The organism is Phormidium sp. CCY1219 (genome assembly GCF_055795085.1).
This window is the reverse complement of record NZ_JAYFEQ010000312.1, coordinates 1-209: the sequence shown is the minus strand read 5'-3', so window position 1 is coordinate 209 and position 209 is coordinate 1. Positions and strand designations below refer to the sequence as shown.

The 209-nt window shown below is 45.0% G+C and carries 1 pseudogene; it reads left to right on the top strand.

Annotated features, from left to right (window positions below):
• Positions 1–209: pseudogene (locus tag AC0QH1_RS05065) on the top strand (group II intron reverse transcriptase/maturase); the annotation flags it as partial.

The window sequence follows — 209 nt, the reverse complement described above, 5'->3', positions numbered from 1 at the left end:
TGGCAAACAATAGGGAATCGGCAATGGGTATTTGCAACACGAGCGGAATCAAACCCAATCAAATTGCGATACCACGCAGAGACTCCAATTGTCAGACACGTTAAAGTCAAAGGCGAGGCCAGCCCATACGATGGCAATCTCAAATATTGGAGTACAAGAATGGGCAAACAACCTGGTGTTCCAACGAGAGTTGCAAAACTTTTGAAGAA